The following is a 26,696-nucleotide window of genomic DNA, read 5'->3' as shown; positions in this document are numbered from 1 at the left end:
GACAATCGCCGCATGAATCCATCCACCCACCCCCTCATCACCTTCATCGGCGGCGGCAACATGGCCAGCGCCATCATCGGCGGCCTGGTCCGCCAGGGCCACCCGACCACCGCCTTGCAGGTGGTCGAACCCTGGGACGAGCAGCGCACGAAGCTGGCGCAGCAGTTCCCGGGCATGACCGTGCTGCCCACCGCTGGCGCCAGCTTGAAACCCTCCGAGCTCGTGGTCTGGGCGGTGAAGCCCCAGACCTTCAAAGACGCGGCGCTGGCCGCCGCCCCCTTCCTCGGTCAGGCCCTGCACCTGAGCGTGGCCGCCGGCATCACCAGCGAGAGCATGGCCGCCTGGCTGGGCACACAGCGCATCGTGCGCGCCATGCCCAACACACCGGCCCTGGTCGGCCTGGGCATGACCGGTCTGATGGCGCGCGCCGCCGTCACCGAAGACGACAAGGCGCTGGTCGAGCGCGTGGTCCGCACCACGGGTGAACTGGTCTGGGTGAACGTGGAAGCGGACCTGGACGCGGTGACCGCGATCTCGGGCTCAGGCCCAGCCTACGTGTTCTATTTCCTCGAAGCCATGCGCGACGCGGGCGCGAAGATGGGCCTCGCGCCCGAGGTGGCCCAGCAACTCGCCATCGGCACCTTTCTAGGCGCCGCCACGCTGGCCCAGCGCTCCACCGACCCGCTGCAAACCTTGCGCGAGCGCGTCACCTCCAAGGGCGGCACCACCTATGCGGCCATTACTTCGATGGAAGCGTCGGACATGAAGGCGCTGTTCGAAAAAGCCTTGGTCGCGGCGCAGACCCGCGCCGCCGAACTGGGCGCCGAATTCGGCAAGTAGTCTTTGCGCGGCTCGCGGATACGGTGCGCTCTGCTCCGCGGCTGTCCCCCGGCGGCTAGAGCCGCCTCCTCCTTGATGCCGCTGCGCAAAGCACACCGCATCCGCAAGAGGGATTGGCGAGCGAAGACCGGAATCGACCCGAAGAGGATCATCTAAGCGGTTAGTCTCAGCAAATCTCGAAAATGGCAAAATAACGTCTTCAATTCACTTTCTAAATCATGAATTCTGCGACCAACAGGAAACCCAATCTCCACCGCTTGGAATGACATGGTGGAACATTTGGGGAGGACTTCAATTTATTGGGGGCTTTTTCGTCCCCGTTTATTTTCATCGCCAGATGGAAGGCTGGATCTGGCTCTACGTTTTATTTCACATAGTGCTGTCGCTCACGCTGCTTACAAAGAACCGCTGGGCATTTATTATTGCAACCGTACTCACTCTAAATCCGCTGCTTTGGATCATCAATAGCATTTACCTCCGAAACCGTTGGAACCACCCGCAGGTGATTGAACAAGATCACAGGAGTGAGACATCATCTACACCAGAAAGAATTGATGAACGAACTCTATACGCCCAAGTTCTCGACGAAATTGAATCGGGCAATATTGACCGCGGCCTATGGGCAAAAACATTTTCCGAATGCAATGGAGATGAGAATCGTACACAGGCCAAATACCTCGCCTACCGCGTCAAGGAATTTAAGAAAAATTAATTCCCCAAAGTGGCCAATTTTTTGCCGGCCCACCAGGCTCAGTCAATGCCTAAATAGGACCGATGGTTGAACTCGGATTGAAAACTCTACTGCTTCGATACTTTTAGGCTATTTATGACTTCCGCTCCTGGCCGATAGACGTCACCGTACAGCGCCAATACCGCCTGGCCGCGGGCCCGCCAGCAGCAGCGCCCCACGCAAGCGGCGTGCCCTGCGCAGCGGCATAAAGGAGGAGGCGGCTCCAGCCGCCGGGGGACAGCCGCGGAGCAGGGCGCGGCGCTTGCGTGGGCCGAAGTAACGCCACGACAGAAACGCATCGCACGTCAAACCAGCCCGAGCACCACGCCGACAAACACCGTGAAGCCCAGCCAGTGGTTCTGGCGGAAGGCCTTGAAGCAACCGTCGCGCGTGCGGTCTTTGATCAGGCGCCAGTGCCAGACCACCTGGCCCAGCGCCACCAGCAGCATCCCGCCCCAGACCAGGGGGTTCACGACCGCCCACAGCGCGGCGGTCCAGATGCCCAGAAACACCAGGTAGAACGCCGTCACGGCCGGCACGTCGGCGTCGCCCAGCGTGATGGCCGAGGTCTTCATGCCGATGCGCAGATCGTCGTCGCGGTCGACCATGGCGTACTCGGTGTCGTAGGCCAGCACCCAGAACAGGTTGCCCACCATCAACACCCAGGCCAGCGGCGGCACGCTGTGCCAGACGCCGGCCCAGAACCCCTGTGAAGTCCACGGCGCTGTGCCGCCGAACAGCTCCAGCGCCGGGCCCCCGTTCACCGCCGCAAACGCCATCGGAATGCCGAAGCTGAAGGCCACGCCCAGCACCGCCTGCGGCATGGACACATGGCGCTTGGCGTAGGGGTAGACCAGCGCCAACATCAGCCCCAGGAACGACCACACCATGGTCGCGACGTTGGTGGTGAGCACCAGCAAGAAGGCCGCGAACGCGAGCACCGCGCCCACGCCCAGCGCTTCCTTCACACCCACGCGCCCGCTGGTCACGGGCCGCTGCGCGGTGCGCTTGACGTGTTTGTCGAACTCGCGGTCGGCCACGTCGTTGACACAGCAGCCGGCGCTGCGCATGAGGATGGTGCCGAGCACAAACACGGCCAGCAGATGCACGCCGGGGAAACCACCCGCCGCCACCCACAGCGCCGACAGTGAGGGCCACAAGAGCAGCAGCCAGCCCGCCGGGCGGTTCCAGCGGATCAGGTCGAGGTAGAGATTCAGACGATCAAACATGGTCAGCATTCCAGAGGCGTGAGCGCACGATGGACCCGCACACACCGGGAAGACGCAAAGCGGCGCAGGGGGGAACTCAAATCAAGACAAGCGCATCACCCCGGGCAACTCACACCCATAGATGGCGTTGCGCAATTCGGCTATGGCTTCGTAGCGCGTGAAGCTGCGCCGCCAGGCCAGCACCACGCGGCGCGTGGGTGGCTCGCCCTCAAACGGCAGGTAGCGCACAAAAGACGAATCGCCGAAATCGTGCGCGTTCGCGGGCGAACCATCGAGCGCCGAGCCGGGCACCGACAGGCGCGGCACCAGTGTCACGCCCATGCCGGCGGCCACCATGTGTTTGATGGTCTCCAGCGACGAGCCTTCGAAGCTCTTGCGGATGCCCTCGGCGTCGTTCGAGAACCGTGCGAACTCGGGGCAGACCTCCAGCACGTGATCGCGGAAGCAGTGCCCCGTGCCGAGCAGCAGCATGGTCTCGCGCTTGAGTTCTTCGCTGGTGATGTTTTTCTGCTGGGCCAGCGGATGACCCACCGGCACCGCGGCCAGAAACGGCTCGTCATAGAGCGGGGCGATGGCGAGGTTGGTGTCCGGAAACGGCTCGGCCAGGATGGCGCAATCGATCTCGCCCAGGCGCAGCTGCTCCAGCAGCTTGACGGTGAAATTCTCCTGCAGCATCAGCGGCATCTGCGGCGTGCGCTCGATCACCTGGCGCACCAGGTTGGGCAGCAGGTACGGGCCGATGGTGTAGATCACGCCCAGGCGCAGCGGGCCGGCCAGCGGGTCTTTGCCGCGCTTGGCGATCTCCTTGATCGCCGCGGCCTGCTCCAGCACGGTCTGGGCCTGGCGCACGATCTCTTCACCCAGCGGCGTGACCGCGATCTCGCTGGCGTTGCGCTCGAAGATCTTGAGTTCGAGCTCTTCTTCGAGCTTCTTGATCGCGACGGACAGCGTGGGCTGCGACACGAAACAGGCCTCGGCGGCCTTGCCGAAGTGCTTTTCGCGCGCCACGGCCACGATGTATTTGAGTTCGGTCAGGGTCATGGCCGGTATTTTGCGCTGACTCCGAACCCGCTCCCCCATGAGCAAACTTGTGCTCGATCAAGAGGCGTTTGGTGACAAATTGTTATATTGCCGTGCCGCACATTGCCCGCAACGGGGCTGCTGGAACGGCTCTACAACACCAACCCCTCATGGAGGACATGAACATGAAAAAGCACTTCTGGGCGCTCGCCCTCGCCACACCCCTGCTGCTGAGCGCCTGCGGCCCTGGCGGTGATGACCCGGTAGACAGCTCGCCGGCCGGCAAGTACGTGGGCGTCTGGGACATTCCGTGCGAGGTTGACGGATCGTCGTCAGTCGCCGGCGAAGTCACCTTGAACAAGTCCAATGACAACCTCGTATCTGGAACGCTGACTTGGCGTGCTTTCGCCAATGCAAGTTGCGGGGGCACACCGTCCGCCACTGAGACACTTCCCGCCTCCTTGACCATTCATGGCACGGGCTCTGCCAGCGGCAAGACAGTCGACAAGGTCACGGCGACGCTCGGCAACAACGCTGAAAAGGACATCCACTACGTCGAGGGCGACCGCTGGTTCGAATCACCAGAAGGCTCTCCCGTGGACGCCGAAGGATTCCCGACCACGCTTGACATGAGCCGCGCCACCGTCAGACGTTGATCATCTCAGGCCTTCAGAAACTCGCTTCGCCCGCCCAACCAGCGGGCGATGTGCTTTTCGGCGGCGGCCGGGTGCTGGGCCAGCATCTGTGCAGCAGCCTGGCGTGCCCAGTCGAGCAGGTGGCCGTCGGTGGCGAGGTCGGCGAAGCGCAGCAGCGCGGCGCCCGACTGACGGGCACCGAGAAACTCGCCCGGGCCACGGATCTCCAGGTCGCGGCGAGCGATCTCGAAACCGTCGCTGGTTTCGGCCATGGCCTTGAGCCGTTCGCGCGCGGTTTCGCCCAGGCGCCCGCCGTCGGGCGGGGTGTAGAGCAGCACGCAGGCCGAGGCCGCCGCGCCGCGCCCCACGCGCCCGCGCAACTGGTGCAACTGGCTGAGGCCGAAGCGCTCGGCGTGTTCAATCACCATCAAGGAAGCGTTCGGCACGTCCACGCCGACTTCGATCACGGTGGTGGACACGAGCACGCTCATGTGACCGCTGGTGAAGAGCGACATCACCGCTTTCTTTTCCGCGACCGGCATGCGCGAGTGCAGCAGGCCGACCAGAACGCCTGGAAGGGACTGAGAGAGTTCAGCATGCGTCTCGGTGGCGTTGGACAAGTCCAGCGCCTCGCTCTCTTCAATCAGCGGACAGACCCAGTAGACCTGCCGTCCCTCGGCCACCTGGGCGCGGATGCGCTGAATCACCTCGTGGCGGCGCTGGTCGGACACGACCTTGGTCACGATGGGCGTGCGACCGGGTGGCAGCTCGTCGATGGTGGAGACGTCGAGGTCGGCGTAGTAGCTCATGGCCAGCGTGCGCGGGATCGGCGTGGCCGACATCATCAGAAGGTGCGGCTCGCGCGCCTGCCCGTCCTCGCCCTCGGTCATCTTTGAACGAAGCGCCAGCCGTTGCGCCACGCCAAACCGGTGCTGCTCGTCAATAATCGCCAGCGCCAGGTTCTGGAACACCACCTGGTCCTGGATCACCGCGTGTGTGCCGACCACCAGCGCGGCCTCGCCGCTGGCGATCAGCCCCAGCATCTCGGTGCGCTGCTTTTTCTTCTGGCTGCCGGTGAGCCAGGCCACGCGTTTGCCCAGCGGCGCGAGCAGCGGCTCCAGCCAGCCGATGAGTTTGGCGAAATGTTGTTCGGCCAGGATTTCGGTGGGCGCCATCAGCGCGCACTGCCAGCCCGAGTCGATGGCGATGGCGGCGGCCAGCGCGGCCACCACCGTTTTGCCCGAACCCACGTCGCCCTGCAGCAGGCGGTGCATGGGCACAGGGCGCGCCAGGTCGCGAGCGATCTCCTCAATCACGCGGCGCTGCGCACCGGTCAAGGCAAATGGCAACACGGCCAGCAACTGTTCGTGCAGACCACCGGGCGCCGTGCGCAGCTCTGGCGCGCGCAGGGCATCGCGTTCGCGTTTGGCCGTCAGTTGCGAGAGTTGCTGCGCCAGCAGCTCTTCGGCCTTCAGGCGCTGCCAGGCCGGGTGGCTGCGGTCTTCGAGCGCGTCGAGCGACACGTCCGGCCCCGGGTGGTGCAGGTAGCGCAGCGCGTCGCGCAGGGTCCAGGTGCCGTGCACCGCCCGCTGCAGGCTGCCCAGCAGTTCGGGCGGGATGGTCTCTGACAGATCGGCCCGCCCCAGCCCGCTGGCCACCACCTTGCGCAGGTAGGCCTGGGGCAGTTGGGCGCTGGTCGGGTAGACCGGGGTGAGCGCGTCGGGCAGCTCGCCGCCGGCCGCGTGAAAGGCCGGGTGCATCATGGTGCGGCCCATGAAGCCGCCGCGGATTTCGCCGCGCACCCGCACCTGCGCGCCCACGGCCAGTGCTTTCTGATGCGAGGGGTAGAAGCTGAAGAAGCGCAGGGTGCAGGTGTCCGAGCCGTCTTCCAGCGTCACCAGCAGTTGGCGGCGCGGGCGCATGGTGATCTCCTGGTGCGTCACCGTGCCTTCGACCTGCACCGTCTGGCCCTCGCGCGCGTCGCTCAGGCGCACCACGCGGGTTTCGTCTTCATAGCGCAGCGGCAGGTGCAGCGCCAGATCGATGTCGCGCGTGAGCCCCAGTTTGTGCAGGGCTTTCTGTGGGGCAGAGAGCGCCTTGGCTGGGGCTGGCTTGGCGTCGGGCATGGGACAATTCTGCCTGTCTTTTTATCCACCTCTTTTGTCTCTTTCACTTGGAACGGGCCTTGTCCGGCCCTCAAGCAGCATGTCCACATCCACCACCCCGCCGACCCGCGCCTTCACCGTCGCCGACTTCGATTTCATCCTTCCGGACGCCCTGATTGCCCAGCACCCGGCCGCCGAACGCAGCGCCTCACGCCTGCTCGACGGCACGGGCGCCCCGCCTGTCGACCGCATCTTCCGCGAGCTGCCCAGCCTTCTGAAGCGCGGCGACCTGCTGGTGTTCAACGACACGCAAGTGGTCAAGGCCCGGCTGTTCGGCGAGAAGGCCAGCGGCGGCAAATTCGAGATCCTGATCGAGCGCGTGCTGCTGCCGCACGAGGCACTGGACGGCTCGGGGCAGGAAGTGGTGGCGCACATCCGCGTGAGCAAGAAGCCACAACCCGGTGGTTTGCTGCACCTCGCCGGTGGACTGAATGGCGGCGGTTTCGATGCCGTCTTCATCGGTCGCTGGCCCGATGAACAAGGGCAACTGTTCCGCCTGCGCCTGCAGGGCCCAGCCGGCGAAACGCCTTACGAACTGATGGCGCGCCACGGCCACGTGCCGCTGCCGCCCTACATCACGCACGCGGACGATGCCGACGACGAGCGCCGTTACCAGACCGTGTTTGCGCGCGTGCCGGGGGCGGTGGCCGCCCCCACCGCCGCGCTGCATTTCGACGAGGGTGTCCTGGCGGCGCTGGAAGCGCACGGTGTGCAGCGCGCCAACGTCACGCTGCACGTGGGCGCCGGCACCTTCGCACCCATGAAGACAGAGCGCATTGAAGAGCACGTGATGCACCACGAGCGCTACGCGATCCCGCCCCAGACCGTGCAAGCCATTGCCGACTGCCGTGCACGCGGTGGCCGTGTGGTCGCGGTGGGCACGACCAGCGTGCGCACGCTGGAGAGCTGGGCGCGGTCCGGCGAAACCAGCGGCGACACCAACATCTTCATCACACCGGGTTTTGGCTTCCAGGTGGTGGACGTGCTGGTCACCAACTTCCACCTGCCCAAGAGCACGCTGATGATGCTGGTCAGCGCCTTCGCCGGGTACGAACATGTGATGGCGCTGTACCGCCACGCGGTGGCGCAGGGTTACCGGTTCTTCAGTTATGGCGACGCCATGCTGCTGGAACGGCGCCGCTGAGATCACCCCATGCCACAGACGCTCACCCACCCACCCCTCAACGTGCTCGTACTGGGCGGCTACGGCAACTTCGGCACCCGCATCGTCCAGGCGCTCGCCAACGACCCGGGCATCCAGCTGCTGATCGGCGGACGGAACGAGGCCCGTTCGAAAGCGCTGGCCCAACAAACCGGATCGGCCGCCCAAGCCATGGTGATCGACGCCACCGATGCGAACCTCGCCGCGCGGCTGAAGGCTGCAAAAGTCGGTCTGGTGATCCACACCGCCGGCCCCTTTCAGGCGCAGGGCTACACGGTGGCCGAGGCCTGCGCCGACGCCAGTGCGCACTACATCGACCTGGCCGACGGCCGCCGCTTCGTGTGCGACTTCCCTGCGGCCATGCAAGCGCGCTTCGCCGCGGCGCATCGCTGTGCCGTCAGCGGCGCGAGCACCGTGCCGGCGCTCTCCTCTGCGGTGGTGGACCACCTGACGCAGGGCTGGCAGGCCATCCACAGCATCTACGTCTGCATCGCCCCGGCCCAGACCGCCCCGCGCGGTGTCGCCACGCTGGCGTCCGTGCTCAGCTACTGCGGCACGCCGGTGGACATCTGGCGCGAAGGGCGCTGGCAACAGGCCCTGGGCTGGGCCGACCCGGTGCCGGTTCGGTTCCCGCGCATGCAGCCGCGCCGGGCCGCGCTGTGCGACATCCCCGACCTGGAACTGTTTCCCGTGCACTACCAGGTGAAAGAAGCGGTGGTGTTCCGGGCCGCGCTGGAAGTGCCGCTGTCTCAAACCGCTTTCGCCTGGCTGGCGGCGCTGCGCCACTGGGGCCTGCTGCCGCGCCCGCAGGCCCTGGCGCCCTGGCTGCTGCGCGGGGCGCCGCTGTTCGACCGATGGGGCAGCGCGCTGGGCGGCATGTACGTGCAGGTGGCCGGGCTGGATGCGCAAGGACAGCACGCCGACACGCGCTGGGACATCGCCGCCGACCACGATCACGGCCCACAAATCCCCTGCATGGCGGCCATCCTGCTGGCGCGGCGCCTCGCGTGTGGCGACGGCCCGGCACCCGGCGCCCACACGGCCACGGGTTTGCTGGCGCTGGACGACTTCACCCCGGAATTCGCGCGCTGGGGCATGGTCACCGACACCGATTGACGCCCATGGCACACACCGAACTTCGCTGGCTGCGCTTCAGCCTGGTCTTTGTCTGGCTGTGGACGGCCTTCGTTTCGCTGTGGGAATGGCACGGCCAGAGCCTGGCGCTGTTGGCCTCGCTGCCCGACACCTGGCCGGGGCTCAAGCCGGCCCTGATCGCCGCCGGTGCCGCCACCGATGCGCTGCTGGGCCTGTGGCTGTGGTGGCGCCCCGGTCGCCCCGCCTACGGTGCGGCGCTGATCGTCATGGGGCTCATGACGCTGCTGGCCACGGCCATCGATCCCGGCTGGTGGCTGCACCCGCTGGGGCCGCTCAGCAAGAACATCCCCATCGCCGCTGCGCTGCTGTTGCTGTGGCGCCTGGACACACGCGCATGAGCGCCGCCCGGCCGCTCCGAAGGCGCTCAGCCCCGAAGTGCGCAGCACGGAGGGTAGCCCTGTGAATACTTTCCTGCTGCTGAAAACCCTGCACATCGTCTCCAGCGTGTTGCTGGTGGGCACCGGCCTGGGCACCGCGTTCTTCATGTTCTTCACCAACCGCAGCGGCAACCTGGCGGCGCAGGCTGTGGTGTCGCGGCTGGTGGTGCGCGCCGACCTCTGGTTCACCACGCCCGCGGTCATCGTGCAGCCGGTGACGGGCATCGCCATGGCGCACCTGGCGGGCTGGCCGCTGAACACGCCCTGGATCGGCTGGTCGCTGGCGTTGTATGCGCTGACCGGCGCCCTGTGGCTGCCGGTGGTGTGGCTGCAACTGCAGATGGCACGCATGGCGGCGCACACCGCAGGCAGCGGCGGCGAGCTGCCCGAGCGCTACTGGCGCTTTGCGCGTTGGTGGGAAAGCCTGGGCTACCCGGCCTTTGTGGCCATGCTGGCGGTGTTCGCGTTGATGGTCATGAAGCCGGACCTGCCTGTTCCGTGGGGCGGTTGACCCGGCCCGCGATCAGCCCAGGTCCAGCAGCACACGCCCGCCCTCCACCTTCACCGGCCAGACCTTGATGGCCTCGGTGCAGGGCGCGAAAGTCGCATCCCCCGTGCGCAGGTCGAAGCGGCCCTGGTGGAACGGGCACTCGATCTCGTGCCCTTCCACAAAACCATCGCACAGCCGGGCGTTGCCGTGGGTGCAGAGGTTGTCGGTGGCAAACACCTCGCCGTCCACGGCAAACAGCGCGATGTCGCGCCCGCCCGGCGCCACCGGAATGCCCGCGCCTTCAAACAGATCGGCCTCGGCGGCCACGTCGGTCCAGTTGCTCATGATCAGATGGGGTAAATGATGGAGTTGGGGATCATTTCGCTGTCGTAAATGCAGTGGCGCTGGGCGAACTTGAAGCCCTGCGGCGTGTTGACCACGATGTCCAAGTAGCGCCCGACATTGAACACACTGCTGGCACCATCCAGCTTGGTGCGGAACACCGCGTAGTTGGCCTCGCAGTGCCACCGGCCCTGTTCGTCGATCTGCCGAACCACCGGCGCGCCGACCACGTGGCGCTGGTAGTACGGGTCGTGGAACAGCGTTTCCTTGATGCCGTAGACGCGGTCGCGCAGCATGGCCTGGCTGTCGAAGGCCAGGGTGGACAACGGAAAGCCCCGTTCGTGGTTCTCGCGCGGTTGCAGCTTGTAGACACCGTCCACGGTGAAGAACTCCGGCCAGAGCTCCCACTGGCCACTGTCCACGGCGGATGCGTAGTCGCTGTAGAGCTGCTGCAGCGCCTGCCAAGTGTCGAAGTTCACTTTGACCAGCGCGCTCATGCCGTACCCCCAGCCGATTTTTCCGGGGCTTCCATCACTTTCCGCCAGTACTCGTACATCCCCCGGATCAGCGTCTCCGTCACCATGTGATCGGTCTCACCCACCTCGCGCCCGCCCAGCTCGGCCAGCGCGCGGTGCTGTGGCTTGCTCTCGAAGGCCTGCTGCGAGAACTCGATCACCTCGCCGTCGTCGGCGCTCACGAAGCCGGCCGGGCCGAACAGGTTGGCCTGGCGCAGGCGGCGCTCGGTCATCTCTGCTGTGTCGTCCGCGAAGCCGAAGTGTGTCCACACGAAGTCGAAGGCGCCGTGGCCGTCGGGCTGGATGTGGCGCGTGCTCACGCTGTTGACCTGCTGCTGGAAGATCACGCTCGGAAACAAGGTCGTCATGACAGCGGTAGGCATCTTCTCGCCCAGTTGCCACCACGGCTCGGGCACGATGTCCAGAAAGCGCGGGTCCTCCAGCTGCATGCTCTCTTTGAAGCTGGAGACCTGTGTCACCTGCGACGCCTGGCCGCTGGCCTGGCCCATGCTGCCGCGGGTGGAGACCATGGCCGCGTGACGGTGGTGCGCGTCCATGCGCAGCTCGCTCTTGTTGTCGGCACGCCAGAGACCGAAGGTGACGAACCAGGTGTGCAGCAGGCCGGGGTGGTACGGGTCCTTGATGTTCTCCTGCATCAGCTTCCAGTTGCCCGGGATGCGCTGGCGGTTGTAGCCCAGGATGGTGAGCTGGCGGCCGTTGAACAAGCGGTCGAAGTACTGCAGGATGGTCGGCCCCATGTAGTCTTCGAGCGACTCGACCTCATGGTCAAACGAGGCGAACACCACGCCACCGCGCACCGCCACCTTCAGCTTGGTCAGCGCGTGGTCCTTGGGGTTGAAGTCGGCCGGCATGCCGCCGTTGACCTTGCCGTCCTGCCGCACGCCGCGCCGGAACGGCACGCCCTGCAGGTCGCCGTTGGGCGCGTAGCTCCACTGGTGGTAAGGGCAGACGAACTCGGTCTGGTTGCCGTGGCGCTTGCGGCAGAAGCGCATGCCGCGGTGCGCGCAGACGTTTTCCACCACATGGATGGCGCCGTCGGCGGCGCGGGTCATGATCACCGAACGCTCACCGACCGCGGTGCGCTTGAAGTCGCCGGCGTTGGGGATCTCGGCTTCGAGGCCCACGTAACACCAGTGGCCTTTGTAAAAAAAGCGGTCCAGCTCACGCTGGTGGCGCTGCTGGTCGGTGTAGACGGCGAAGGGAATGCGGCTGGTGCCGCCGGCTTCCCAATGCAGGGCGTCCGGCCCGCTGGTCTGGTTCATGGCTGTCTCCGTGGGTGCGCTTGTGCTGCGAATGATGGCCGGCACGCCCCCATCCGGCAAGGGAATCGGCGTGATACGCTGTATTCACATCATGAATACAGGCCCGACATGAAACTCACCGACATCGACCTCAACCTGCTGGTGGTGTTCGACCGCCTGGTGCAGGACGGCCGGGTCTCGCGCGTGGCCGAGTCGCTGGGCCTGAGCCAGCCTGCGGTGAGCAACGCGCTGCGGCGCTTGCGCGACCTGCTGGACGACGAGCTGTTCCTGCGCACGCCGGCCGGCATGGCGCCCACGCCCTACGCGCTGCAGCTGGCCGAGCCCGTGGCGCAGGCGCTGCGGGTGCTGCAGGGCGCGTTGAACGTGCGCGCCAGCTTCGACCCGGCGCGCAGCGAGCGCTGCTTCACGCTGGCCATGACCGACGTGGGCGAGATCTATTTCCTGCCGGTGCTGATGGACGCCCTGGCCCGCGAGGCGCCGGGCGTGACGCTGCGCTGCGTGCAGGTGGCCGACGCCGCCCTGCGCGAGGACATGGCCGCCGGCCGGGTGGACCTGGCCCTGGGCTCGCTGCCCCAGCTGCAGGCCGGCTTCTTCCAGCAGGCGCTGTTTCGCCAGCGCTACGTGGCACTGATGCGCGAGGGCCACCCGCTGGCCGCACGAAAACCCCTCACCACCGCCCAGTACCGCCAGGCCACCCACGTGCGCGTGGTCTCGGCCAACACCGGCCACGGCCAGGTGGAAGCTGCGCTGGAGCGGCTGGGCATGGCGCGCACGGTGCAGCTCACCGTGCCGCACTACGTGGCGCTCGGCCATGTGCTGGGCAGCACCGACCTGGTGGCGACCGTGCCCGAGCGTTTCGCCGAGCGGGCCTGCGCGCCCTTCGGCCTGGTCGCCCGCCCGCTCACGCTCAAGCTGCCGAGCAGCACCATCGCCCAGCTCTGGCACGCCCACCTGCACCGCGACCCCGGCCACCAGTGGCTGCGCGGCCTGGTGGCGCGGCGCTTTGGAACGGCGGTCGCGGGCGCCGCCGACACGCCCGCCGGGTAACGCCGGCCGCGTGCAACAAGGACGCGGGGGGGGCAAAGCAACGTCACCAAAAGGAAGACCTGCATCGGTTGGTGTCAAAACACCACAAAGGTGGTACTTGTTCCACTGGGACCGCTGCATTTGAGGCCCCGGGGCAGCGAACCCAGGCGGGACGCGCAGGCGCCACGGGCACAATGGCGCCTGTCCTCAACTCCGCCGAGAGTGCCTCTGTGATTGAAATGTTGTTCCGCCTGGGTGTTGCATTGCTCCTGTCTCTGAGCCTGGCGCTTTTGTTGGCCTGGGGTTGGGACAGCTCGGACACCGTGACCGCCCAGCAGCCCGCCACAGCCAACGGTCCCATCATCCAGCCAGCGCCCCTGCACTGAGAGGCTGGGAGGGAATTGGGCGCGCCAGGCCCATGCCTAGAATCGGGCGATGCGGCCGCCCTGCTCCCTTCCCTCCCGTCTGATCCCCCTCCTGTCTGCACTGGGCCTGCTGCTGGGCGCCTGGTGGACGCCCCTGACCCACGCCGCCGACGCTTCCGCCTACGCCACCCAGGGCCAATGCGCTGGCTACCCGCGCGTGGCGCTGACCGCGCCCAAGGGCTGGTGCGTGGGCCTGGTGGCCGACGCGCGCGACGGCCTGCTGATGCCCCGGCGCCTGCTCGAAGTGGCCCCCGGGCGTTTCTGGATCACCGACATGGGCAGCTGGGACCTGCACCGCGGTCGCCTGTTGGAACTCAACACCGCCGGACAGGCCGGCGACAAGGGCCGCGTGCGGGTACTGGCCAAGGGTCTGGACCGGCCGCACGGTCTGGCAAAAGGACCCGACGGGCGTATCTACATCGGCGAGGCCGGCACCATCTGGCGCACGCCGCTGGCCCACATCGAGCGCGAAGACGTGCTGCGCGACCTGCCCAGCGATGGCGCCCACCCGCTCAAGGAGCTGGTGTTCGGGCGAAGGGGGCGGTTCTTCCTGAACATGGGCTCGGCCACCGACGCCTGCCGCGACGGGCAGCAACAGCAGGCCCTGCCCTGCCCCGAGGCCGCCAGCCCGCGCCCACGCGCCGCGGTGTACGAAGTGCACCTGGGCGGCCCCGATTTCAAGCTGCAGGTGTTCCGGCCGTTTTCGCTGGGCCTGCGCAATTCGCTGGGTCTGGCGCTGACACAGGACAAGACCAACGGCAACGAACGCCTCTGGCAAGCCGAAAACTCGGTGGACTACAGCGACGACCGTCTGCCCGCCGAAGAACTCAATGAACTGCGCCGCGGCACCCACCACGGCTGGCCCTACTGCGTGAGCAGCGAAGCCGGCCGCAGTCTGGCAGCGCGCGGCTACGAGAAGCGCGCCCAATGCGACAAGCCCGACCACCAGGTGCCGTTCGCCGCCTGGCCGGCCCATGTGGCCCCACTGCAGTTGCTGGCCGTGCCACCCGTGCCGGCGGGCCAGGCGGAGCAACCCTGGAGCGACCGCCTGCTCGCGGTCTGGCATGGCTACCGCTCGCAAGGGCATCGCATCGTTGCCTGGCGGCTCGGCCCGGACGGCCGCCCCACCGGCGAGCGCGAGAACATCGTCTCGGGCTGGATGGCCATGCCCGGGCTGCGGCCGCAGGGCAACCCCGCCGGCATCACGCTCGACAGCCAGGGCCGGCTCTGGGTGGTCGAGGACCGCAACCGCACGGTGCTGGTGGTGGCCCCCGACAGCGCGCCCGTGGCCCAGTAGCCCGGCGCCGTGGCGTGCAGGCCACCGTGTGTCTCAAGTTGCGACGCAGGTGGCGCAACTTGACAAGGATCAATCCGGAGCGAAAACCTGCTGATAGCCTGAGGACATTCCCTCAAAAACCACCGGAGCTCCCCATGAAACGCAGCCTGCTTTCTCTGTCCCTTGTTCTGCTGGCCGCCCCCGCCTGGGCCGCCCCTGTCGACGACGAGGCCGCCCTCAAACTCGCCACCGGCAGCGGTTGCATGACCTGCCACCACATCGAGCCCGGCGCCAAGGGCCCCAACGGCCTGCCACCCATCGGCCCGGCCTGGCGCGACGTGTCGGCCAAATACAAGAACCAGAAGGGCGCGCAGAAGCAGCTGACCACCACCGTGCTGGCCGGCTCCAGCCCCTACGAGAGCCACTGGAAAGACAAGGTCAGCGGTCTGGCCATGCCGCCGAACAAGGTGGCGATCACCGAAGCAGACGCCGCCAAGCTGGTGTCGTGGATCCTCGGGTTGAAGTAACCCCCCTGCGCCGCTGACGCGGCTTTCCCCGAGGGGAACAGCGCCCTTGGACCGGAAAAGCCGGATCTTCGGCGCTTGCTGGATGGGGCACGCGCTCCGGACAGGCATGGGCGGTCTGCGACGGCGTCGGGCGCTCGGCGACAATTCGCCCCATGCTCCAGTTCGACCTGCTCAAAACCGAAGGCCACGCACGCCGTGGCCGCCTCACCCTCAACCACGGCGTGGTCGAGACCCCCATCTTCATGCCCGTGGGCACCTACGGCACGGTCAAGGGCGTCATGCCAGCCAGCCTGCACGACATGGGCGCCCAGATCATCCTGGGCAACACCTTCCACCTCTGGATGCGCCCCGGCCGCGAGGTCATGGCCAGCTTCGGCGGCCTGCACGCTTTCGAGCAATGGCACAAGCCCATCCTCACCGACTCGGGTGGTTTCCAGGTCTGGTCGCTCGGCGCCATGCGCAAGATCACCGAAGAAGGCGTAACCTTTGCGTCCCCCGTCAACGGCGACAAGCTGTTCATGTCGCCCGAGGTCAGCATGCAGATCCAGACCGGGCTCAACAGCGACATCGTGATGCAGCTCGACGAGTGCACGCCCTACGAGACCAACGGCCACCTCACCACCGAGGCCGAAGCCCGCAAGAGCATGGAGATGAGCCGCCGCTGGGCCGTGCGCTCCAAAGACGAATTTGCCCGGCTCGAAAACCCCAACGCGCTGTTCGGCATCGTGCAAGGCGGCATGTTCGAGCACCTGCGCCAGGAGTCGCTGGAGGCGCTGGTCGAGATGGACTTCCCCGGCTACGCGGTGGGCGGCGTGAGCGTGGGCGAGCCCAAAGAGCAGATGCTGCAGATCATGGCGCACACGCCCCACCGCCTGCCCGCGCACAAGCCGCGCTACCTGATGGGCGTCGGCACACCCGAAGACCTGGTGCAGGGCGTGGCCGACGGCGTGGACATGTTCGACTGCGTCATGCCCACGCGCAATGCGCGCAACGGCACGCTGTTCACGCGCTACGGCGACCTGAAGATCCGCAACGCCCGCCACAAGACCGACCACCAGCCACTGGACACCACCTGCACTTGCCACGCCTGTGCCGGCCGCGCTGGAGTCAGCTGGGACGCGGGCGGACGCGACGGCTTCAGCCGCGCCTACCTGCACCACCTCGATCGCTGCGGCGAGATGCTCGGCCCGATGCTGAGCACCATCCACAACCTGCACTACTACCTCAACCTCATGCGCGAGGTGCGTGAGGCACTGGACGCCGGCCGCTTCGAAGCCTTCCGCGCGCAGTTCAAGGCCGACCGCGCGCGCGGCGTCTGACGCCTGCGCGGCACGACAGCCACACCGCACACGGATAAGCTGCGCGCCATGACGCAGCCTCAAGTTCCCCGCCACATCCTGCCCGTGCTGGTGACAGCGCAGTTCGCCGGCACGTCCCTCTGGTTCGCGGTCAATGCGGTCATGCCCGATCTGCAGCGTGAGCTGGGCTGGCCGGCCAGCGCCGTGGGGCCGCTGACCTCGGCGCTCCAGTTCGGCTTCATCGTCGGCACGCTGGTCTTCGCCCTGCTTGCCATCGCCGACCGCTTCGCGCCGCGCCGCGTGTTCCTGTTCTGCGCGCTCGCAGGCGCGGCCTGCACCGTGGGCGCGTGGGCCATGGTCACGCACTACGAAGCCTTGCTGGTCTGGCGCTTTCTCACCGGCGTGTTCCTCGCCGGCATCTACCCCGTGGGCATGAAGATCGCGGCGCAGTGGTACACGAAGGGCCTGGGCGCTGCGCTCGGCCTGCTGATCGGCGCGCTGGTGCTCGGCTCGGCCAGTGCACACGCGCTGCGCGCGCTCAGCGGCGCCCTGCCCTGGCCCACGCTGATGCTCGGGGTGGCCGCGCTCGCCGCAGCGGGTGGTCTGCTGCTGTACTTCGGTACCAACGACCCGCCCCACGCGCAGGCCCGCGTGAGCACGCTGCAGTGGCGCGCGCTCGGTGCGCTCTGGACCGACGCCCGCGTGCGCGCCTCGGTGCTGGGCTACTTCGGCCACATGTGGGAGCTCTACACCATGTGGGTCATGGTGCCGCTGGTGCTGGCCACCCGGCTGCAGGGTGCCGATCTGTCGTGGGCCGCGTTCTGGGTATTGGGCGCGGGCGTGATCGGCTGCGCAGGCGGCGGCTGGGTGGCGCTGCGCTGGGGCAGCGCGCGCGTGGCGTCGACACAGCTGGCGATCAGCGGCCTGTGTTGCCTGTCCACGCCGTTCGTGATCGACGCACCCGCGCTGCTGTTCTACGGCTGGCTGGTGCTCTGGGGCATCACCGTCTCTGGCGACTCGCCGCAGTTTTCTACCCTCACCGCGCGCAACGCGCCGCCGCAGGCCGTGGGCAGCGTGCTCACGCTCACCAACAGCATCGGTTTCGGCATCTCCATCGTGAGCATCCTGCTGTTCGTCTCGCTGGCTGAAACCACCCGCCTGGGCGCGCTGCTGCCGTGGCTGGCGCTCGGCCCGGCGCTGGGGCTGTGGGCCATGTGGCGGCTGGTGCGCGAAGAGCGACAAAAAGTTACAGGCTTCCGGTAAAGTCCGGCCACCAACAACCCTGGAGGACTCCCATGCCCACACCCGTCTACGCCGCCCAGCGCCCCACCGGCGCCTTCATTGGTGCCTCCTGGGCCGCCCTGCTGCTCGGAGCCGTGGTCTACCTCTTGGGTCTGTGGAACGCCCAGATGCTGCTCAACGAAAAGGGCTACTACTTCACGCTGCTGATGTACGGCCTGTTCTCCGCCGTGTCGCTGCAGAAGTCGGTGCGCGACCGCATCGAGGGCATTCCCGTCACCGGCATCTACTACGGCCTGTGCTGGGTGTCCCTGGGCCTGTCGGTGTCGCTGCTGACCGTGGGCCTGTGGAACGCGACGCTGGCCGCCAGCGAAAAAGGCTTCTACGCCATGGCCTTCCTGTTGGCGCTGTTCGGCGCGGTCGCGGTGCAGAAGAACATCCGCGACGTGGCGCAGTTCCGCAGCGCCCACCCCGAGATCGACGGCGCAGCGGCCGAATAAACCGGCACAGCCGCTGCGGCCGTCAGGCGGCAGCGGCGCCTTCGGGCGCCTGCGGCGGCAGATCCGCCGCAACTTTCCCCGACTCAGCCACCGGCTCTTTCGCCGACGCCCCACACGAGAAGCAGTAGCGCGCAAACGCGTTCTTGCGCGTGCTGCAGTGCCCGCAGTGGTCGAACAGGCACAGGCCGCAGTGCGGGCAGAAGTCGGTCTTGCCGTCCTTCATGTCCACCGTGCGCTCGCAGCCCGGGCAGATGTTCTTCGTCATGCGCGCCTGCGCCTGGTCGTAGTCCATCTCGCGCTGGCGCGTCTGGGCCGGTTGCGCCTCGGCCAGCTTCTGCCGCTCCAGGTAGCGCTGCAGCGCCTGGATCGCGTAGCGCCCGCCGATCACCGTGAGCACGATGCCGACGATGTAGCGCACATAGCCGCCGTAGCTCGGCAGGTAGGGCACCAGCTCCACGAAGAACGCGAACAGCGCGAAGAAGATGAAGCCCCAGACGAAGGGCCACGACGAGCCCTTGCGGTGCTTCTTGAACAGGTAGCCGGCCAGCGCCAGCAAGGGCAGCGTGAGCGCCAACCGGTAGCCGAACACGCGCAGCTCCTGCGCGCGCTGCTCGTCCACATAGGTGCTGCGGGCCGCGTCTTCGAGGGTGCGCAACTCGGCCTGCGCACGCTGCTGCGCCTGACGCGCGTCCAGCGCGACCTGCTGCTGTTTTTCCACGGCCGTCAACGCGACGCGCTCGGCCTGCCGCAGACCGTCGAGTTCACGCGTGCGCTGCAAGACCTCTTCGTCCTGCTCCGCGCGCTGCGTCACGCGGCGTGTCGCCAGCCAGTTGTCGAAGGTCTCGCGCGCGGCGCGGTTGTCGGCACGCGCGGTCTGCAGCTTGAGCTGCGCCTGGTCCAGCGCGGCTTGCGCCTCTTCGGCGGCGCGTTCGGCGGTCTTGATGGATGCCTTGAGCACGGGCGTGCGCTGCGGGTCCATGAAGTCTTCCAGCGAGCGGGTCTGCTCCACCTGCGGCAGATCGCCCACGATGGTGCTGCCCAGCCCGGTCAGGAACCACGCAAACAGGAACGCCACCAACCAGAGGCCGCGGTGGAACCACTTTTCGGACAGACGCAGGGTCTTGCTCATGTTGTTTCCCTCCAAGACAAAGTTATCGAAGGCATTGTGAACCCGCTCACAGCGCGATCCGTTGCGGCGCCGAACCCAGGCCGGTGCGCGCCAGCCAGTCGAGCACCGAGTCCACCGTCACGGTTTCGATGCGGTCCGAGAAGCGCTTGTCGTTCGGGTGGTCGTCGAAGCGAATGTGCGCGGAACCGGCGCTCGCGCCCAGCCGGGTCAGCGCGCCCAGGCGCAGCGTGCTCGGCTGGTAGCCCTTGAAGCCCAGCCAGGCCTGCGCTTGCGCACGGCTGGTGACCCCCGGCTCCGCCGCCATCGCCAGCGTCTCCAGCGCCCACTGGTTGGACTGCTGGTAGCGCGTGCCCCAGGCGTAGGCCACCATGTTGTAGTCGCGCTGATGCAGGCGCAGGCTGCGCGCCGGATCGGTCAGCAGCGCCAACAGCGGCGCCTGCAACGCGGGCGCGGGCACCGACCACACCGCCTCGTGCCGCCACAGGTCGTCCAGAAAGAACTCACCCAGGCCTTGGCGGTAAATCGAACCGGTGCCGGTGCCGCACTGATTGAGCTTGTGCAACACGCGCCACGGCCCTTCGGCCGTCTTGTAGGCCCAGCCCAGGTGCGAGTAGCGCAGTTGGTACTTGCCCAGGTCCTGCCCCGCGCGGCCCAGCACCACCACGCGTGCGCCGCTGCGGGCGAACTCCGCGTCCAGCGCCTGCGCCGTCTGCTGCGCCAGCGCCAGGCCCTGCGTCAGCGTCTGCGGCGTCACCGGTCGCTGCTCACACGAGCGGCCGGCGTGCGCGGCGGGCACCATCAGCAGCGCGGCGGCCAGGGCCAGCGCGGTGGGCATCGCTTGAAGTGTCTTGTTCATGGTGACCCTCTATCAATAGGTGATGCGTTCGTTGTGGAGCAAGGCCCGCCCCAGCTCGTTGGGGATGAAGCACAGCACCTCACCCGCCGCCGAGAGCAGCACGCCCGTGCCGATCACACTCACCGCCACCGCCGTGCCCGCGCTGGCGGCCACGCCCGAGGCGGCGCGCCCCGTCAGCTCCACACTGGCCCGCGCGCCGTCGGACGCCCGCTCCAGCACGATCACCGTGCCGCGCGCAGACACCTCGACCGTCTTCACCACCAGCACCGCGCCACTCACCGTGAGCGCCACCGGCAGCGCACTCACCGCCACCGCGCCCGCGGCGGCACTGCCCGCCACCCCCACCACCGACGCCACCGGCAACGCCGAGAGCACCAGCGAAGCTTCGCTCTGGGCTCGCGCCGGGCCGGCAGCCAAAGCGAGCACCAGGCCGGCGGCGAGAAAAGTCTTGGTCAGAAAAGAACGTGTCATGCCTTGGCGCTTGTCGCGCATCACGATGAGGGGGGAACGGGTGCTTGCCATGTGAAACCTCGGTGGGTTGTTGAACATGGGGCGGATGGTGGGGCGGGCGTGAGCGGGAAAGGCCTTCCTTGTGTACCGGAATCAGATGTTGGCTCTTTGAGGATCGATATCCGGTACCTTTCCCGCTTTCCGCTGCGTGGGCGAAATGCCAGCTTGTTTTTATCAAAACAATATTTGTTTGATAAAGAACTTTGTGCTAGCCTGCTGGGCCAGAACAAGCCAAGACTAGGAGCCCATCATGGGCGCAACAGCTGAACGTGAAGTGACCGCGTCACAAGACCGTGGCGCTCTGGCCAAGATGGTCATGGCCTTGCTCGACCACTGGAAGTTGAGCACCGAGGATCAGGCAGCACTGCTGGGTATTGCCACCAGCAACCGGGCAGCCTTGTCCAACTACCGCAGTGGCAAACCCATTGGCACCAGCCGCGACCAGTACGAGCGCGTGGGCCACTTGCTGGGTATCCACAAGAACCTGCGCCTGCTGTTTCCTCAAAACCGTGAGCTGGCCTACCGTTGGATGACCACCCGCAACAAGGCCTTCGACAACCTCACGCCCGTCGAGGTGGTGAAGGAGTGGGGGTTTGCGGGCTTGCTGATGGTGCGTGGCTACCTTGACCGCGCGCGTGGCGTTTGAACGAGCCACTGAATGAACTCGCTGTTTGCCCACATCAAGCTGGCCGATATTCACCAGGATGTGGCTCGCAACATCGTGTCCCTGCAAGCATCGCAAGACCTCTTCGATGACCTGACAGACGACCCAGCCGAGTGGCTGCTGGCGCAGAAGGTGGAAGACGCGGTCAAGCCACCACCGTATTCATCGCACAAGCCCATCATTGACCGGCCATTCGAAGATGCGCATTGGTTCAACGCCATCAACTGGCCGTTCAAACACTGGCAGACCAGCCGGTTTTCTGATGGCTCTTTTGGTGTCTGGTACGGGTCGGAATCGGTTGAAACCACGGTCCATGAGTCGGCCTACCACTGGTATCGGGGCTTGCTCGGAGATGCAGGCTTTGAGCAGATGGCGGTCATCGCAGAGCGCAAGGTGTATTGGGTGGCCTGCAACGCGGCGCTGCTCGATTTCCGCCAAGCTGCGGCCGCCCAACCAGACCTCTTGCACCCATCGGACTACACGTTTTGCCAGACCGTTGGGGCTCGGATTCACCGCGAGGGCCACCCCGGGCTGCTGACGCAGTCGGTACGCCGACCTGCTGGAGAAAACCTGGCCATCTTCAACCCTGCCGTGCTTTCCGACCCACGGCACAACTGCCAGTTGACCTACAGGCTGGAGGGCGGGCAGATCGTGGTGGAAAAGCAGCCCGGCGCAACGTGGATCACGTTGAGTGCAGCGGGACTTTGACGACGCTGAAGACCCGTTGCCAGCGGCGGCAGCCATTGGCACTGGGCAGTCTTGGACGGAACGCATCTTGAGTCTTTAAGGTCGCTTTGCAGCGAGTCCGGTCGTTGGTGGTCGCAGCGCAGTTCATCGTCATGCGGCAAAGCTGGCATTCGAGCAACCAAGAAGCCGCTGGCCATTTGAGTGGCCCAGAGCAATGCAGGCGATGCCTGCGGCCATGGGCTTAACCTCCCCGCTGAAAAATCTGTTCAGTTGGTGCTGTGTACCCGCTACCGCAGACGTTCACCTGCACTCAGCGTCGTTCTTTTGACTTTCCTTCCGGGTCGGGTTCTGTGCAACTGCTCTGAACAGAAAAAAAGTTATCCAAATGGAGAAGAACTTAGATATACTTTTATCGCCCGGTAGGTCAGGTTCAACCATCAACGGTCCGAGGAAAGGCCGGGCGAATACCAGGAGAACTGAAATGAAATTGACAACGTTTGGTCGAGTTGTCCGTGAGCTGAGGTTGGCGTACGACCAGCCGCTCAAAGCAATGGCCGATTTTTTGGAGATCAGCTCCGCGTACCTCAGTGGCATCGAGTACGGGGACAAGAGATTGACGGAGAAGGTGGGCGAGGAAACCTGTGTGTTTTTCACGCAGTGTGGCGCGCCCATTCAAGACATTCGACGCTTGCGTGCAGCGATCAGTGAGTCGATGGCTTCCGTGAGCGTTGAAGACTTGACCAGCGAGTCTCGCAGACGTGTTGCTGCTTTTGCGCGAGCGCTGCGAGCCGGCAAACCGGTAAACGCTTCTGTTGACCGGTGGATTGAGAGCCAGATGTAAGTTCAAAAAACCAGGAAACTGCATGACGACATTCGAGAACGGTAAGCATGACTTGAAGATCAGGGGCCATCGTGTTGCGCCCCAGGGATTCATGTCGTTGGAGGGCGTGGCAATCGAGCTGGCTCCGGGCATCCCTACGGTGAAGGGGATGCCTTTCAAGGTTGACGCTTGGCGTCTGCTTGAGATTGCCATGACTCGCGCGGGATACGACTTCCGGGTGCTGGACATCCACGAGATGGTTGACTGCGCGGGCTATACCGTTCCCGATGACAAGCTGATCGCCCTCAGACAGGATGTCTACGACGGGCTTTTCACCGGCAGCTGCTTCTCGGCTAGCACCGCAGTGCACGAAGTGGCTCACATCGCTTTGCGTCACCACGTCACGCTGCATCGCGGCGCACAGCTTGGAAATCATCCGGTCTATGAAGATGCCGAGTGGCAGGCCAATTCACTGACCTCGGCCGTGATGATGTCCAGGCAAGCGTGCTCTCGCGTTGGCACGGTGCAAGCTCTCATGGAGCTGTGTGGCGTCAGCTATTCAGCTGCCCTGGTCCGCCTCTACAAACTCTTGGATAGGGGGCTCATCTCAATGTCCCCCAGTGTTGAAGAGGAAATCAGATCAGCGATCGAGAAAAGGAAAAAGCCCCAAAGGGGGTGACCTTTGAGGCTTTTGGTTTGGTGAAGCGGGTCTTCCAAATCACCGAGGGGAGCTGTCTTGGCGGACGGCGCGATTCTACCCATGAATCACCCTCGGCATCGAAAAATCCCGGGTAACCCCACTGATGTTGAGGTGTCAAATGACTACCAACGAACATAGCCCTAATGGCCGGTGGATCTACTGTCGCTCCATTCGCAAGAATGGGCGCGTGATCTACCCCAAGAAGGGTCAATTCTTCCGCTTCTGGGTCGACGACGACAAGAAGAAGTGAGGCCTTAGGCCTTGCGCGGCTACCCGTCCTCGACGGCTGGGTGACTATGGTCACCTTCTACACAAGGGCCTGCGGCGACGCAGGCCCTTTTCTTATAAAGAGATCGTCGAGCACAGTCGTCATCAGGGCAGACCCAGCCGCAGCGCGCAGGAGCGGTACTCTACTTTCCTATGTAGGTCGGGACTGTGTGGTCGCGAACCGGCTTCTTACGACAGCTCCCAGCCTTAACCCGCCACCGAAATCCCATTCCCCACGCACTCACGACCGAGACCCTGCCTACCCACCATCCGCAGGTTTCTGCTCCTTGAGTTCAGCAAACTTCGCCGCCATCGTCGGGTTCCCGCGCGTCAGCTTCTTGATGGTCACGTCCTGCGCCTTGTCGTTGGCCAGCCGCAGGTTCCGGTCGGTGCCCATCAGGGCGTCCTTGGTTTTTTGCAGGTGATCGATGGATTTGTCGATCTCGTCGATGGCGGTTTGGAACCGTCGGGAGGCGAGGTCGTAGTTTTTCGCGAAGGCGCTCTTAAATTCCTCCAGGCCGGCTTCGAAGTTGGTGATGTCGATGTTTTGCGACTTCACGAGCGCCAACTCTGACTTGTATTTCAGCGAGTTCATCGCCGCATTGCGCAGCAGCGTGATGATGGGCATGAAGAACTGCGGCCGCACCACATACATCTTTGGGAAGCGGTGGAAGACGTCGACGATGCCGGTGTTGTAGAGCTCGCTCTCGGGCTCCAGCAGCGAGACCAGCACCGCATATTCGCAGCCCTTCTCGCTGCGATCTTTGTCGAGTTCCCTCAGAAAGTCTTCGTTCCTGTTCTTGGTGGCAGTGCGGTCGTTTTCGTTCTTCATCTCAAACATGATGGAGACGATTTCTGTGCCGGCTTCGTCCGTGTCGCGGAAGATGTAGTCGCCCTTGCTGCCCGTGCGGGCGTCGTTGTCTTTTTCGAAGTAGGCCCGTGGAAATGCGGTGGCCCGGATGCGGTTGAACTCGGTCTCGCAGTGCTGCTCCAGGGTTTCGCCCACCATCTTGGTGGACAGGCGGGCCTTCATGTCGCGCAGGCGTTCGATGGCGTCGTCACGGTCTTTGATCTGCGTTTCGTATTTGTCCTTGAGCGACTTTTCGGCCAGCTGTTTTTCCAGCTCCGCGCGTGCGAGGCTGCTCTTCAGTTCGTCGCGCTCTTTCTCGACCGAGCCCACGGCCTCGTTGATCGCCAGCTTCTGCGCCACCGAAATGGCATCCAGCTTCGCTTTCAACCCCTGGATTTCAGCGTCCTTCGTGGCCGCCGCCTGCTGCAGTCCGTTGACGAGTTTGGCTTCGGCCAGATCGGATGCGGCTTGCTTGTCGCGCCTGGCCTGCTCCAGTTCGTTGGCGAGCTGGTCACGCTGCTTCTCCACCGTGCTCAGTGCCTCGGCCACCGCGAGCTTGCGGGCGACCTCGCCGGCATCGAGCCTGGCTTTCAGCTCCTGGATTTCCGAGTCTTTGGCGGATGCGGCCTTCTGCAGTTCACCCGCGACCTTGGTGGTGGCCAGCTCGACGGCGTTGCGCTTGTCTTGCTCGGCCAGTTCCAGCCGGTCGTGCAGTTGCTGATCGAACTCGCTGTCGCGCACCTGCTTGAGGATGTCTGCGTACCCGGCCTCGTCGATCTTGAATGCTTTGCGGCAGTGTGGGCAGATGATGTCGTGCATATCTGGGTTCTTCCTGGCTTCAGCCTTGGCACATTTCATGACAGGGGCGATTGCGCGATGGTTGAAGAGAACCGCGTCAAGGCACCCACCAGTACCGCACCGCATGGAAAAACACCGGCGCGGCGAAGATCACGGAGTCGGTGCGGTCGAGCATGCCGCCGTGGCCTTCGATCATGCTGCCCCAGTCTTTCACGCCACGGTCGCGTTTGATGGCGGACATGACCAGGCCACCGAAGAAACCCATCAGGCAGATCAGCAGCGCCATGCCGGCGGCCTGCAGCGGTGAGAAGGGCGTGATGCCATGCAGGGCCGCGCCCAGCAAGGTGGCGCTGGCCACGCCGCCGATGAGGCCTTCCCAGGTCTTGGAGGGCGAGAGCACGGGCGCCACCTTGTGTTTGCCCAGCAGCTTGCCCCAGATGTACTGCAGCACGTCGCTGCCTTGCACCACGATCACCAGGAAGGCGATGAGCAGCATGTTCTTGCCTTCGAAACCGGTCACGGGCAGCGTGAGCAGGGCCGGCACATGGCTGATGCAGAACACGCTGACCATCAGGCCCCACTGCACTTTGGAGGCGCGCTCCAGGAAGCGCTGGGTGTCGCCACCCGTGGCCGCGAGGATGGGCAGCAGCAGGAAGGCGTAGACCGGGATGAAGATCAAGTACATGCCGTACCACTCGGTCCACACCAGGAAATACTGCATGGGCAGGGCCACGTAGAAGGCCGCGGCCATGGCGGTGTGGTCGCCGCGCCGGGTGTAGGCCAGGCTCAGGAATTCGCGCAGCGCGTGGAACGAGATCAGGAAGAACAGCACGACCACGCCGTTCTTGCCGAACAGGAAGGCGATGCCGATGGCGCCCACCATGATCCACCAGGCATTGATGCGCGAGCTGAGGTTGTCGATGACGGTGTGCGGCGCGCCGTGGGCCACGCGCCACTTGAGCATGGCGGCGATGCTGGAGGCGAGCACGAGCACGCCCGTGACGCCGACGAACAACCAGCCCGTAGGCGTGAAGAGGTGAAAGAAAGTGTCTGCGTTCATGCGCCGCTCCCGGGTGTCTGGGTTTCGCGGCTCGCGGGCGCTGAGGGGGGCGCCGCACACCGTCATCGACAACCTCAGCTCGCGCATCAATGCCTGGTGGATCATGGTGGGCGCCATCGGC

Annotated in this window: 28 protein-coding genes; 17 read left to right on the top strand and 11 right to left on the bottom strand. The window is 65.6% G+C overall.

Going from position 1 to position 26,696, the window contains the following annotated elements:
• Positions 1–12: 12 nt before the first annotated feature.
• On the top strand, positions 13–840 hold the full coding sequence (gene proC, locus B0E41_RS05220; RefSeq protein WP_077329655.1) for a pyrroline-5-carboxylate reductase: 828 nt from the start codon (positions 13–15) through the stop codon (positions 838–840).
• 262 nt (positions 841–1,102) lie between these two features.
• The gene (locus B0E41_RS26465; RefSeq protein WP_143433679.1) at positions 1,103–1,552 is read left to right on the top strand and encodes a hypothetical protein; all 450 of its coding nucleotides are present in this window, start codon (positions 1,103–1,105) and stop codon (positions 1,550–1,552) included.
• 323 nt (positions 1,553–1,875) lie between these two features.
• On the opposite strand, the gene B0E41_RS05215 is transcribed toward B0E41_RS26465, so the two are convergent.
• Together B0E41_RS05215 and B0E41_RS05210 are read right to left on the bottom strand one after the other, a co-directional pair.
• The gene (locus B0E41_RS05215) at positions 1,876–2,799 is read right to left on the bottom strand and encodes a 4-hydroxybenzoate octaprenyltransferase (protein WP_077329653.1); all 924 of its coding nucleotides are present in this window, start codon (positions 2,797–2,799) and stop codon (positions 1,876–1,878) included.
• A gap of 81 nt (positions 2,800–2,880) precedes the next feature.
• Positions 2,881–3,840 (bottom strand): hydrogen peroxide-inducible genes activator, encoded by a 960-nt coding sequence (locus tag B0E41_RS05210; protein WP_077329651.1) that lies wholly within the window; start codon positions 3,838–3,840, stop codon positions 2,881–2,883.
• A 149-nt stretch (positions 3,841–3,989) separates the two neighbouring features.
• On the opposite strand from B0E41_RS05210, the gene B0E41_RS05205 reads away from it, so the two are divergent.
• On the top strand, positions 3,990–4,475 hold the full coding sequence (locus tag B0E41_RS05205) for a hypothetical protein (protein ID WP_077329649.1): 486 nt from the start codon (positions 3,990–3,992) through the stop codon (positions 4,473–4,475).
• 5 nt (positions 4,476–4,480) lie between these two features.
• Here B0E41_RS05205 and recG read toward each other — a convergent pair whose 3' ends face one another.
• A complete protein-coding gene (gene recG, locus B0E41_RS05200; protein WP_077329647.1) occupies positions 4,481–6,580 on the bottom strand; it encodes an ATP-dependent DNA helicase RecG in 2,100 nt (699 codons plus the stop codon).
• 79 nt (positions 6,581–6,659) lie between these two features.
• On the opposite strand from recG, the gene queA reads away from it, so the two are divergent.
• The 4 genes from queA to B0E41_RS05180 all read left to right on the top strand — a co-directional run bounded on the left by queA (position 6,660) and on the right by B0E41_RS05180 (position 9,824).
• Positions 6,660–7,763, top strand: a complete 1,104-nt coding sequence (gene queA / locus B0E41_RS05195; RefSeq protein ID WP_077329645.1) for a tRNA preQ1(34) S-adenosylmethionine ribosyltransferase-isomerase QueA — start codon at positions 6,660–6,662, stop codon at positions 7,761–7,763.
• Between the two features lie 9 nt (positions 7,764–7,772).
• Positions 7,773–8,897, top strand: coding sequence for a saccharopine dehydrogenase NADP-binding domain-containing protein (locus B0E41_RS05190; protein ID WP_077329643.1), 1,125 nt, complete (start codon positions 7,773–7,775; stop codon positions 8,895–8,897).
• A gap of 5 nt (positions 8,898–8,902) precedes the next feature.
• Positions 8,903–9,274 (top strand): DoxX-like family protein, encoded by a 372-nt coding sequence (locus B0E41_RS05185; RefSeq protein WP_077329641.1) that lies wholly within the window; start codon positions 8,903–8,905, stop codon positions 9,272–9,274.
• Between the two features lie 61 nt (positions 9,275–9,335).
• Positions 9,336–9,824 (top strand): DUF2269 domain-containing protein, encoded by a 489-nt coding sequence (locus B0E41_RS05180; RefSeq protein ID WP_077329639.1) that lies wholly within the window; start codon positions 9,336–9,338, stop codon positions 9,822–9,824.
• Positions 9,825–9,836: 12 nt separating this feature from the next.
• Here the strand turns inward: B0E41_RS05180 and B0E41_RS05175 are convergent, their stop codons facing one another.
• From B0E41_RS05175 to B0E41_RS05165, 3 genes are read right to left on the bottom strand one after another with little or no spacing between them, the layout of a single operon-like run.
• Positions 9,837–10,148, bottom strand: coding sequence for a non-heme iron oxygenase ferredoxin subunit (locus B0E41_RS05175; RefSeq protein WP_077329637.1), 312 nt, complete (start codon positions 10,146–10,148; stop codon positions 9,837–9,839).
• A 2-nt stretch (positions 10,149–10,150) separates the two neighbouring features.
• Positions 10,151–10,642: an aromatic-ring-hydroxylating dioxygenase subunit beta gene (locus B0E41_RS05170; protein ID WP_077329635.1), complete on the bottom strand. Its 492-nt coding sequence runs from the start codon at positions 10,640–10,642 to the stop codon at positions 10,151–10,153.
• Positions 10,639–11,943, bottom strand: coding sequence for an aromatic ring-hydroxylating dioxygenase subunit alpha (locus B0E41_RS05165; protein ID WP_077329633.1), 1,305 nt, complete (start codon positions 11,941–11,943; stop codon positions 10,639–10,641). Before B0E41_RS05165 ends, B0E41_RS05170 begins: the two co-directional genes overlap by 4 nt.
• 108 nt (positions 11,944–12,051) lie before the next feature.
• Between B0E41_RS05165 and B0E41_RS05160 the strand changes: the two genes are divergently transcribed.
• The 6 genes from B0E41_RS05160 (at position 12,052) to yiaA (ending at position 18,234) form a co-directional block, all read left to right on the top strand.
• Positions 12,052–12,990, top strand: coding sequence for a LysR family transcriptional regulator (locus B0E41_RS05160; protein ID WP_077329632.1), 939 nt, complete (start codon positions 12,052–12,054; stop codon positions 12,988–12,990).
• Between the two features lie 414 nt (positions 12,991–13,404).
• Positions 13,405–14,691 (top strand): PQQ-dependent sugar dehydrogenase, encoded by a 1,287-nt coding sequence (locus B0E41_RS05150; RefSeq protein ID WP_077329630.1) that lies wholly within the window; start codon positions 13,405–13,407, stop codon positions 14,689–14,691.
• A gap of 134 nt (positions 14,692–14,825) precedes the next feature.
• Positions 14,826–15,197, top strand: a complete 372-nt coding sequence (locus tag B0E41_RS05145; RefSeq protein ID WP_077329629.1) for a c-type cytochrome — start codon at positions 14,826–14,828, stop codon at positions 15,195–15,197.
• A gap of 152 nt (positions 15,198–15,349) precedes the next feature.
• Positions 15,350–16,516 carry a tRNA guanosine(34) transglycosylase Tgt gene (tgt, locus tag B0E41_RS05140; protein ID WP_077329628.1) on the top strand — a complete coding sequence of 389 codons (1,167 nt, stop codon included), beginning with the start codon at positions 15,350–15,352 and terminating at the stop codon, positions 16,514–16,516.
• A gap of 48 nt (positions 16,517–16,564) precedes the next feature.
• Positions 16,565–17,758, top strand: a complete 1,194-nt coding sequence (locus tag B0E41_RS05135; protein ID WP_077329627.1) for an MFS transporter — start codon at positions 16,565–16,567, stop codon at positions 17,756–17,758.
• A gap of 32 nt (positions 17,759–17,790) precedes the next feature.
• On the top strand, positions 17,791–18,234 hold the full coding sequence (gene yiaA, locus B0E41_RS05130) for an inner membrane protein YiaA (protein WP_077329626.1): 444 nt from the start codon (positions 17,791–17,793) through the stop codon (positions 18,232–18,234).
• Positions 18,235–18,256: 22 nt separating this feature from the next.
• On the opposite strand, the gene B0E41_RS05125 is transcribed toward yiaA, so the two are convergent.
• From B0E41_RS05125 to B0E41_RS05115, 3 genes are read right to left on the bottom strand one after another with little or no spacing between them, the layout of a single operon-like run.
• Positions 18,257–19,363, bottom strand: coding sequence for a zinc ribbon domain-containing protein (locus tag B0E41_RS05125; RefSeq protein WP_077329624.1), 1,107 nt, complete (start codon positions 19,361–19,363; stop codon positions 18,257–18,259).
• A gap of 46 nt (positions 19,364–19,409) precedes the next feature.
• Positions 19,410–20,219, bottom strand: coding sequence for a DUF2145 domain-containing protein (locus tag B0E41_RS05120; RefSeq protein WP_253194623.1), 810 nt, complete (start codon positions 20,217–20,219; stop codon positions 19,410–19,412).
• Between the two features lie 12 nt (positions 20,220–20,231).
• On the bottom strand, positions 20,232–20,690 hold the full coding sequence (locus B0E41_RS05115; RefSeq protein ID WP_143433677.1) for a hypothetical protein: 459 nt from the start codon (positions 20,688–20,690) through the stop codon (positions 20,232–20,234).
• A 289-nt stretch (positions 20,691–20,979) separates the two neighbouring features.
• On the opposite strand from B0E41_RS05115, the gene B0E41_RS05110 reads away from it, so the two are divergent.
• The 4 genes from B0E41_RS05110 (at position 20,980) to B0E41_RS05095 (ending at position 23,579) form a co-directional block, all read left to right on the top strand.
• Positions 20,980–21,375, top strand: a complete 396-nt coding sequence (locus tag B0E41_RS05110) for an antitoxin Xre/MbcA/ParS toxin-binding domain-containing protein (protein WP_077329619.1) — start codon at positions 20,980–20,982, stop codon at positions 21,373–21,375.
• Between the two features lie 12 nt (positions 21,376–21,387).
• The gene (locus B0E41_RS05105; RefSeq protein WP_077329617.1) at positions 21,388–22,101 is read left to right on the top strand and encodes an RES family NAD+ phosphorylase; all 714 of its coding nucleotides are present in this window, start codon (positions 21,388–21,390) and stop codon (positions 22,099–22,101) included.
• A 460-nt stretch (positions 22,102–22,561) separates the two neighbouring features.
• The gene (locus B0E41_RS05100) at positions 22,562–22,921 is read left to right on the top strand and encodes a hypothetical protein (RefSeq protein WP_077329615.1); all 360 of its coding nucleotides are present in this window, start codon (positions 22,562–22,564) and stop codon (positions 22,919–22,921) included.
• Between the two features lie 22 nt (positions 22,922–22,943).
• Positions 22,944–23,579 carry an ImmA/IrrE family metallo-endopeptidase gene (locus B0E41_RS05095; protein WP_077329613.1) on the top strand — a complete coding sequence of 212 codons (636 nt, stop codon included), beginning with the start codon at positions 22,944–22,946 and terminating at the stop codon, positions 23,577–23,579.
• A gap of 547 nt (positions 23,580–24,126) precedes the next feature.
• Here B0E41_RS05095 and B0E41_RS05090 read toward each other — a convergent pair.
• Positions 24,127–25,536 carry a DUF2130 domain-containing protein gene (locus B0E41_RS05090; protein ID WP_077329611.1) on the bottom strand — a complete coding sequence of 470 codons (1,410 nt, stop codon included), beginning with the start codon at positions 25,534–25,536 and terminating at the stop codon, positions 24,127–24,129.
• A 76-nt stretch (positions 25,537–25,612) separates the two neighbouring features.
• Complete coding sequence (locus B0E41_RS05085) at positions 25,613–26,575, bottom strand: phosphatidate cytidylyltransferase (protein WP_077329609.1); 963 nt, start codon at positions 26,573–26,575, stop codon at positions 25,613–25,615.
• Positions 26,576–26,696 lie beyond the last annotated feature (121 nt).

Origin of the sequence: Hydrogenophaga sp. A37 (assembly GCF_002001205.1) — a bacterium.
GTDB lineage: Bacteria > Pseudomonadota > Gammaproteobacteria > Burkholderiales > Burkholderiaceae_C > Hydrogenophaga.
The sequence above is the reverse complement of the archived record's forward strand: the minus strand, read 5'-3'. Positions and strand labels throughout refer to the sequence as shown.